Genomic DNA, 7980 nt, shown 5'->3' on the forward strand with positions numbered 1-7980 from the left:
GAGACGAAGTCGTCCCGGGCGGTGGGGTCGAGTCCGTCGGTCTTGCCGAGCCAGACGAGGCCGACGTAGTGGCCGAGCGCGTAGCCGCCGCCCTCGGAGTAGCCGCCCGCCGGGAAGGCCGCCTTCGACGAGGTCAACGGCCGTGCCCAGCCGCCCCGGTAGAGCGTCTTGAGGGACTCGACCAGGTCGCCGGCCGACTGGCCGTCCTTGAGGTTGAGCAGCGTGTACTGGCCGACGTAGCGGCCGTCGGAGCTGACGTACAGGCCGCGGGCCGCCTGGAGGCAGTCGGCGTCGGCCACCTTCTCCAGCAGGGCCGTGCCCCACAGGGCGGCCGAGCAGTCGGCGTCGATGCGCTTGGCGGCGAGCTTGAGCGTGAGCTTCTTGGAGACCGCGAGCTCGCTCTGCCCGAACACCTCCTTGTCGGTGAGCTCCCGGCTGTCCTTGGCCCGGTCGGCCAGGGCCGCGAACAGCTTGGGCGAGCTCCAGCCCTGGTAGGACATGGGCATGGCGGCGTCCGGGCCGAGGACGGCGGCGCTGGCCTCCCGCTCGGGGGCGTAGTCGCCGAGCGAGCTGACGACCGCCACCAGCCCCGTCGCGCCCGCGACGACGCCGATGACCGTGGCGATGATGACGATCAGCCGCTGCTGCTCCGGACGCAGGCCCCACTCGGTGAGCACGGGGAACTGCCAGTCGGAGCGCGGTGTGCGGCGCCGTTTGCGTGACCCGGAGCCGGTCGGGAACTCGGCGGACTCCCCGGTCCTTCCGGACTCCGCGGACGATCCCGACGCCCCGAACGCGGCGAAGCCCTCGGCTGCGTCGTCGTGCCCGCCGCCGTCCGCGGGGGCGCTCCGGCGTCCCGGATGCGACTGCTCGCCGCCGTCGGTGGCCGTGCTGCGACGGCCCGTACGGGCGGCCTCCGCCAGGTCGTCCATGCTCGCGGCCCAGACGGAGTCGTCGTTGTCCGGCGCCCGCCTCCTCCCGCGAGCCGTCTCCCCACCGTCGTGGGCGCGTCTCCCCCGGGACGCCTCTCCGCCCTCCTGGGCACGCCTGCCCCGGCCGGACTCCGCGGCTGCCTGGGAACGTCTGCCCCGCTGGGAACGTCTGCCGCGCGGTGCGTCGGCGTCGTCGGCGGGCGTGGACGCCTCCGGCGCGGCGGGCTGCGCGGCCCATCCGGCATCGGAAGCCGGGGACGCGGACCGATGACCGTCACTCCGCTCACCGCGAGCCGCCCACCGAGCGTCGGATCCCTGCACATCACCACGAGCCGCCCACTGCGTGTCCGACCCCTGCGCGCCGGAGCCGGCGGGCCACTGCGTGTCAGACCCCTGCGAGCCGGAACCAGCAGGCCACTGCGCGTTCGACCCCTGAGAGGCGGCGGAACCAGCAGGCCACTGCGCGTTTGAGCCCTGTGACCCGGAACGAGCCGCCCACTGTGCGTCGGAGCCCTGGGGGGCGGGTTGAGAGGGCCAGGAAGCGTCGGGCCCCTGGGGGGCGGGTGGGCGGGCGGCCCAGCCCGCGTCGGCGGGCTGTTGGGGGCGGGCGGCGCGGCGGGCCGCCCAGAGGTCCTGGCCGCCGTCGCCACCGGTCGCCGGCTGCTCGGGGGCCGCGGCCTCAGCGGCGCGAGCAGCGGAACGGCGACGAGCCCTCCCGGACCCCGCGCCACGCCCGCCACGCGAACCACCGGCTCGCCCGCCGCCCCCGACCCCACCGGCCCCGCCGGCAGCGCCGGAAGCACCGGGCGCGCCAGGAACACCGCCGGAACGACCGGAGCCGTCATAGGCCCCAGGAGCACCACCGGAACGGCCGGAACCGTCATAAGCCCCAGGACCACCGCCGGAACGGCCGGAAGCGTCATAGGTGCCAGGAGCACCGCCATACCCGCCGCCGGTGCCCGGAGTGTTGGGGCCGGTGCCGGAGGAGTCGGCGGAGTCGCCGGAGCGTCGTCCCGATCTCACAGTCCTGACGCCCCGATCAGATTGCCCAGCCCGTACGTGATCCCCGCGGCCACCGCGCCCACCACGAGCTGACGCAACCCCGAGTACCACCAGCTGCGCGCCGTCACGGCGGACACCAGCGCGCCCGCCCCGAACAACGCCGCGCACGACACCACGGCCGACAAGGTAAGCCCCTCGACTCCGAACAGGTACGGCAGGAGCGGCAGCACCGCCCCCACACTGAACGACAGGAACGACGACACCGCCGCCACCTTCGGCGAGGGCAGCGCGCCGGGAACGACACCCAGCTCGTTCTGGGTGTGGATCTCAAGGGCCCGCTCGGGATTGCGGGAGATCTGCCCGGCCACCGCCGCGGCGAGGTCGGGCTCCACCCCCTTGTCCACGAACGACTGAGCCAGCTCGGCCAGCTCGGCCTCCGGGTTGCCGGCGAGCTCCCGCTGCTCGACGGCGATCTCGGCCTGGGCCAGTTCGCGCTGGCTGGCCACGGAGACGTACTCGCCGCCCGCCATGGACAGGGCCCCGGCCGCCAGCCCGGCCACGCCGCTGAGGGCGACGACCTTGGTGGTGGCGGTGCCGCCCGCGACCCCGGCGATGAGCGCGAAGTTCGACACCAGGCCGTCCATCGCGCCGAACACCGAGGGCCGCAACCAGCCCCCGCTGACGTCGCGATGGCGATGGTGGATCTCCGCGCCGCCGGTCATCGCGGGTTCTTCTCCTTCGTCGCGGCATCGTCGTCCGCGTCGGTGTCGGAGGGTTCGCCGGGCTCAGCGGGTTCACCGGGTTCGGCGGGCTCGGCCGCCACGGCGGCCGGCGCGTCGGACGAGCCGGGATCGGCCTGGCCGCTCTCGTGCGCCGGATCGACCGCCAGGTCGAGCGGCACGACCCGCTCCTCGGTGTCCTTGTTCCTGGTCAGCCAGAGGTAGACCAGCGCGCCGACGAACAGCACGATGGACGTCCACTGGTTGAGCCGCAGGCTGAGGAAGGTCACCGCGTGGTCGACCCCGCCGACCGGGTCGATGCGCAGGCCCTCGATCCAGAAGCGGCCCAGCGTGTACCCGGCGACGTAGAGGGCGAACAGCCGCCCGTGCCGCAGCGCGAACCGCTTGCCCGCCAGGATGAGCAGGAAGCCGAGCGCGACGTCCCACAGCGACTCGTACAGGAAGGTCGGGTGGTACAGCACGCCCGGCTCGCCGCCGTGGTCGACGTCGATCTCCAGGCCCCACGGCAGCGTGGTCGGGCCGCCGTAGAGCTCCTGGTTGAACCAGTTGCCCCAGCGGCCGATGGCCTGCGCGAAGGCGATGCCCGGCGCGACCGTGTCGGCGACGGCGCTCATGGAGATGCCGCGCTTGCGCACGGCCCACCACACGCCGACGCCGCCGAGCGCGATCGCGCCCCAGATGCCGAGCCCGCCCTCCCAGATGAACAGGGCCTGGTACGGCTCCTTGATCGCACGGCTGCCGAAGTAGGTCTGCCAGTCGGTGATGACGTGGTAGAGCCGGCCGCCGATCAGACCGAAGATCACCGCGGGGACGGCGATGTCGATGATCGTCCCCTTCTGGCCGCCGCGGGCGACCCAGCGCCGCTCGCTCAGCCAGACGGCGACGACGACGCCGAGCACGATGCACAGGGCATAGGCCCGGATCGGGATGATTCCGAGATACCAGACCCCCTGGGAAGGGCTGGGAATCGAGGCTAGGGGCATGTCAGGTGAGGGTAGCGCAGCCTGCGGCTACTTGGCGGCCTTCGTGACCGCATCGCGAAGTTGCTGCGGCGAGAACGCCGCCTCGCCGATGCTGGTGCCGTTGAGCTTCACGGTGGGCGTGCCCTCGATCGACTGCGCCGACATGATCTTCGAGCTGTCGGTCAGCACGGCGGGAGCGTGCTTCTGGGACGTGACGCAACTCTCGAAATCGGGCGAGGTGACCCCGGCCTCCTTGCCCCACTCGACGAGCTGGTCGGTCTTGAACCCCTCGACGGTCTCGGCCGGCTGGTTCTTGTAGATCAGGTCGTGGAAGGCCATCCACTGCTTGCCGTCGGCGACGCAGCGGGCGGCCGCCGCCGCGCGTACGGAGTTGCCCTTCGTCGGCTCCCTGGAGAAGATCGTGATCGGGTGGAAGACGACCTTGGCCTTGCCCTCGGCGGCCAGGTTCTTGAAGGTCGAACCGCTGACCCGCTCCAGCTCCTTGCAGACCGGGCACTGGAAGTCCTCGTAGATGTCGACCACCGGCTGCGTCACGCCCGCCTTGGCCATCACGGCGCTGCCGTCGGGCTGCAGGGTGATCGGCGCGAGGTCGGCCCCGGCCTGCTCCGACTTGGAGGAGCTGATCGACCACCACGCGCCGAGGCCGACCGCGGCCACCGCGACCACCGCCGCCGTGGTGTAGGTCACCAGCTTCTTGCGCTTCTCCTGGGCGCGGGCCGCCGCCTGCTGCTCTCTGATCTTCTCGCGCGCCGACATGTTCCCGTCAGACTTGGTGCGCTGCGCTTTGCTCATCCTCGATCTCCTCTTCGTCACCTGTGTCCTCCACGGCACCCGCCAGTCCGAGCGCCCCGTCGAGGGCGAACCGTCCCGGCGGGAAGCGGGCCGTCCATGCGCCGAGCAGCACCAGGCCGAAGTCGCGCAGGATGTCGAGCAGGTAGGCCGGCTCCTGTCCTGTCTCCAGCTGGCCGCCGCCGCCGAAGCAGCCGCAGTCGATCCGCAGGCCGTGCGCCCAGGCCCAGGCGATGCCGAACACGAAGGCGAACATGAGCAGCGCGGCGATCACCGCTGCCACCCTGGTCAGCAGACCGACGACCAGCAGCACGCCGACGACGATCTCCAGGATCGGCAGGACGTGGCCCACCATCTCGGCGATCGACTCGGGCAGCAGCTGGTACGCCTTGACCGCGACCACGGAGTCGGACGACTTGCCGATCTTCAGCGCCCCCGCCGCGATCAGCACGCCCCCCAGGATCAGCCGGGCGACGGTCGTCACCCAGGGTATCGCCGATCTGCCGTTGTGTGACGGTTGTGACGCGGCCACGGGTGATCTCCTCTTTCTCTGCGCCGGGAATGCGCACAGTACCGGGACATCATCCGATCACGCTCGGGATAAGCGTCGGCTAAGGCAGAGTCCCGTTCATGAAATGGTAGGAAGTCCACGATACTGCTGCGCCCGGAATTCGCTCGGCGGCAGACCGGCGCGGCGGGTGAACAACCTGGTGAAATAGGCCGGGTCGTCGTAGCCGACGCGCCGGGCCACGGCGGCGACCGGCAGGTCGGTGGTGGCCAGCAGGTCCTTGGCCCGGTTGAGCCTGATGGACAGCACGTAGTCCTTGGGGCTGCACCCGGCCAGCCGGCGCACGGCGCGGCGCAGCTCGGTCAGCGGCATGCCGAGGCGCCTGGCGTGCTCGGCGACCGGCACCGGCAGGCACGCGTCCCTGGCCAGCCCGGCCAGCACCGGGTCGCCGTAGGGGTCCTCGTCGGCGCGGCTGCGCCTGAGGGCGACCAGGACCTCGTGCACGATGGCCGAGGTCTCCACCTCCAGGTACGGGCCTCCCCTGCGGCACGCCTGGGCGATGCGGCCGATGGCGTGGGCGGCCGGTTCCGCCGTGGTGAGCGGGGTGACCGGGTTGCCGGCGTCCACGAAGCCGAGGTCCTGGTAGGCGGTGGCGGCGGGGCCGGTGAAGTCGACGAACCACTCGTCCCAGCCGGCCTCGTCGGGCGCGTAGTGGTGGCGTACGCCGGGCAGGAGCCAGATGACGGCGGGCGCGACGACGTCGACGACGGGCCCCTCCCCCTGGGAGAACCAGCCGCGGCCCGCGGTCACCAGGACGGCCACGTGGTGCTGCAGGGTGCGCGGCCCGACCGTGGGCAGCCGCCCCTCCTGCCGTCCGACGCCGAGGCACACCAGGCCGAGCCCGCGATGGGCGGGCCCGGGGGTCAGGTACTGCATCCACTTGTCGTAGGGCGGGGTCATCCGGTCTCCGCGGGTGAGTCCAACAGGTTGTCTGGGTTTGTCCATGGCCGTTGACCTGCGGTCTTGGCAGGGTTGCGGGGCGCGAAATCCTATCGGAGGAACAGTTATGGGTGTTTTCTCGGTCGAGAACGGAGTGTTCCGGCTCGACGGTGCGGAGTTCAGGGTGTTGTCGGGCGCCATGCACTACTTCCGGGTGCATCCCGGGCAGTGGCGGCACCGGCTGGCGATGCTGCGGGCGATGGGGCTGAACACCGTCGAGACGTACGTGCCGTGGAACCTGCACGAACCGCGCAGGGGCGAGTTCCGCCGGATGGAGGAGCTGGGCGCGTTCCTGGACGCGGCGGCCGAGGAGGGGCTGCTGGCGATCGTCCGGCCGGGTCCCTACATCTGCGCCGAATGGGACAACGGCGGCCTGCCCGCCTGGCTCACCGGCCGGATCAGGACCTGCGACCCCGAGTACCTGGGCCACGTGGACCGCTACTTCGACCGGCTGCTCCCGCAGGTCGTCGAGCGGCAGGTGACCCGCGGCGGCAATGTGATCATGGTCCAGGTGGAGAACGAGTACGGCTCCTACGGCAGTGACCTGGCCTACCTGCGCCACCTGGCCGACGGCCTGACGGCCAGGGGCGTCGAGGTGCCCCTGTTCACCTCCGACGGCCCGGCCGACTGGTACCTGACCGGCGGCACCCTGCCGGGCGTGCTGGCCACGGTGAACTTCGGCTCCGACCCCGACCGGGCCTTCGCCGCGCTGCGCGAGCACCGGCCGGACGACCCGCCGTTCTGCATGGAGTTCTGGTGCGGCTGGTTCGACCACTGGGGCCACAAGCACATGACCAGGGACGCCGGTGACGCGGCCGCCGTCCTGGAGCGCATCCTCGAACTCGGCGCGTCGGTGAACCTGTACATGGCGCACGGCGGCACCAACTTCGGCACCTGGGCGGGCGCCAACCAGGCCGGCGAGCGGGCGATGGGCGACTGGCGGCCGACCGTCACCTCCTACGACTACGACGCGCCGATCGACGAGCGCGGGGCGCCCACCGAGAAGTTCTGGCGCTTCCGCGAGGTGTTGTCGCGGTACGCGGGCGAGCCGCCCGCGGTGCCGCCGGTCCCGGCCGCGCTGCCGCCGGCGACGCTGCGGCCGGTCCAGTCGGTGTCCCTGGGCGACGCGCTGGAGGCGGTGGCGGGGCCGGGGACCAGCGCGCCGGTGCCGCCGTCGTTCGAGGAGCTGGGGCTGGAGCACGGGCTGGTGCTGTACCGGGCGGAGGTGCCGGGGCCGCGCGGCGCGTACCGGCTGCGGCTGCCCGGGCTGCGCGACCGGGCGCACGTGTTCGTGGACGGCCGGCTCGCCGGGGTGTTCGAGCGCGACGCCGAGGAGCCGGAGGTGACGGTGTCCGGCCCCGCCACGGTGGAGCTGCTGGTGGAGTCGATGGGACGGACGAACTACGGGCCGCTGACCGGCGAGAGCAAGGGCCTGACCGGCGGCGTCCTGCACCACCAGCAGTACCTGAACGGGTGGAGCGCGCGGCCGATCCCGCTGCAGGACGTCTCCGCGGTGCCGTTCGCCGACGGCTCGCAGGCCGGGCCCAGGTCGTTCTTCCGGTTCGTCCTGGAGGTGGACGAGCCCGCCGACACGTTCCTGGCGCTGCCCGGCTGGGGCAAGGGGTACGTCTGGGTGAACGGCTTCTGCCTGGGCCGCTACTGGGACCGCGGCCCGCAGCGCACCCTCTACGTCCCGGCCCCGCTGCTGCGCGCCGGGACGAACGAGATCGTCGTCCTGGAGCTGGACCAGGTGGGCCCGGCCCTGGAACTGCGCGCGGAACCCGACCTGGGCTGACCTCGTCGGCACGACATGACGAAGGCGCGCCCCCTGCTCAGGGGACGCGCCTTCGTGATGATCGGGACAGCCCGCAGAGGGCTCAGCGGCGCACGCCGCGGGCCATGTCACCGGCCAGCGCCATGATCGACTCGCGCCCGGCGGCCTCGTCGGGCGCGTCGAGGATGCGGCGGATGAACGCCGACCCCACGATCACGCCGTCGGCGTAGCGGGCCACCTCGGCCGCCTGCGC

The 7980-nt window shown here is 72.4% G+C and carries 7 protein-coding genes and 1 pseudogene; 1 reads left to right on the top strand and 7 read right to left on the bottom strand.

Annotated features, from left to right (window positions below):
- The 6 genes from ACWCSD_RS42465 to ACWCSD_RS42490 all read right to left on the bottom strand — a co-directional run.
- Positions 1 to 932 (bottom strand): hypothetical protein (locus ACWCSD_RS42465; RefSeq protein ID WP_449923575.1); only part of this gene is annotated, 932 nt, incomplete at its 3' end.
- 1019 nt (positions 933 to 1951) lie between these two features.
- Complete coding sequence (locus tag ACWCSD_RS42470; protein ID WP_387666550.1) at positions 1952 to 2656, bottom strand: VIT1/CCC1 transporter family protein; 705 nt, start codon at positions 2654 to 2656, stop codon at positions 1952 to 1954.
- On the bottom strand, positions 2653 to 3573 hold the full coding sequence (lgt, locus tag ACWCSD_RS42475; protein WP_449923579.1) for a prolipoprotein diacylglyceryl transferase: 921 nt from the start codon (positions 3571 to 3573) through the stop codon (positions 2653 to 2655). The genes ACWCSD_RS42470 and lgt overlap by 4 nt, the downstream gene beginning before the upstream one ends.
- Positions 3574 to 3684: 111 nt before the next feature.
- Positions 3685 to 4449 carry a DsbA family protein gene (locus ACWCSD_RS42480; RefSeq protein WP_387666545.1) on the bottom strand — a complete coding sequence of 255 codons (765 nt, stop codon included), beginning with the start codon at positions 4447 to 4449 and terminating at the stop codon, positions 3685 to 3687.
- Positions 4421 to 4930, bottom strand: a complete 510-nt coding sequence (locus ACWCSD_RS42485; protein WP_364331290.1) for a MauE/DoxX family redox-associated membrane protein — start codon at positions 4928 to 4930, stop codon at positions 4421 to 4423. The genes ACWCSD_RS42480 and ACWCSD_RS42485 overlap by 29 nt, the downstream gene beginning before the upstream one ends.
- Before the next feature lie 144 nt (positions 4931 to 5074).
- Positions 5075 to 5914: a helix-turn-helix transcriptional regulator gene (locus ACWCSD_RS42490; RefSeq protein ID WP_387666542.1), complete on the bottom strand. Its 840-nt coding sequence runs from the start codon at positions 5912 to 5914 to the stop codon at positions 5075 to 5077.
- A 106-nt stretch (positions 5915 to 6020) separates the two neighbouring features.
- Here ACWCSD_RS42490 and ACWCSD_RS42495 point away from each other — a divergent pair, with 106 nt between their 5' ends.
- Positions 6021 to 7748: a glycoside hydrolase family 35 protein gene (locus tag ACWCSD_RS42495; RefSeq protein WP_449923584.1), complete on the top strand. Its 1728-nt coding sequence runs from the start codon at positions 6021 to 6023 to the stop codon at positions 7746 to 7748.
- Positions 7749 to 7830: 82 nt separating this feature from the next.
- Here ACWCSD_RS42495 and ACWCSD_RS42500 read toward each other — a convergent pair.
- Positions 7831 to 7980: pseudogene (locus ACWCSD_RS42500) on the bottom strand (tryptophan synthase subunit alpha); the annotation flags it as partial.

It is taken from the genome of Nonomuraea sp. NPDC001684 (assembly GCF_053596515.1).

Coding starts and splice junctions, on each gene's coding strand:
- ACWCSD_RS42470 (WP_387666550.1), bottom strand. CDS start 2,656: ATGACCGGCGGCGCGGAGATCCACCATCGCCATCGCGACGTCAGCGGG.
- ACWCSD_RS42480 (WP_387666545.1), bottom strand. CDS start 4,449: ATGAGCAAAGCGCAGCGCACCAAGTCTGACGGGAACATGTCGGCGCGC.
- ACWCSD_RS42495 (WP_449923584.1), top strand. CDS start 6,021: ATGGGTGTTTTCTCGGTCGAGAACGGAGTGTTCCGGCTCGACGGTGCG.
- ACWCSD_RS42490 (WP_387666542.1), bottom strand. CDS start 5,914: ATGACCCCGCCCTACGACAAGTGGATGCAGTACCTGACCCCCGGGCCC.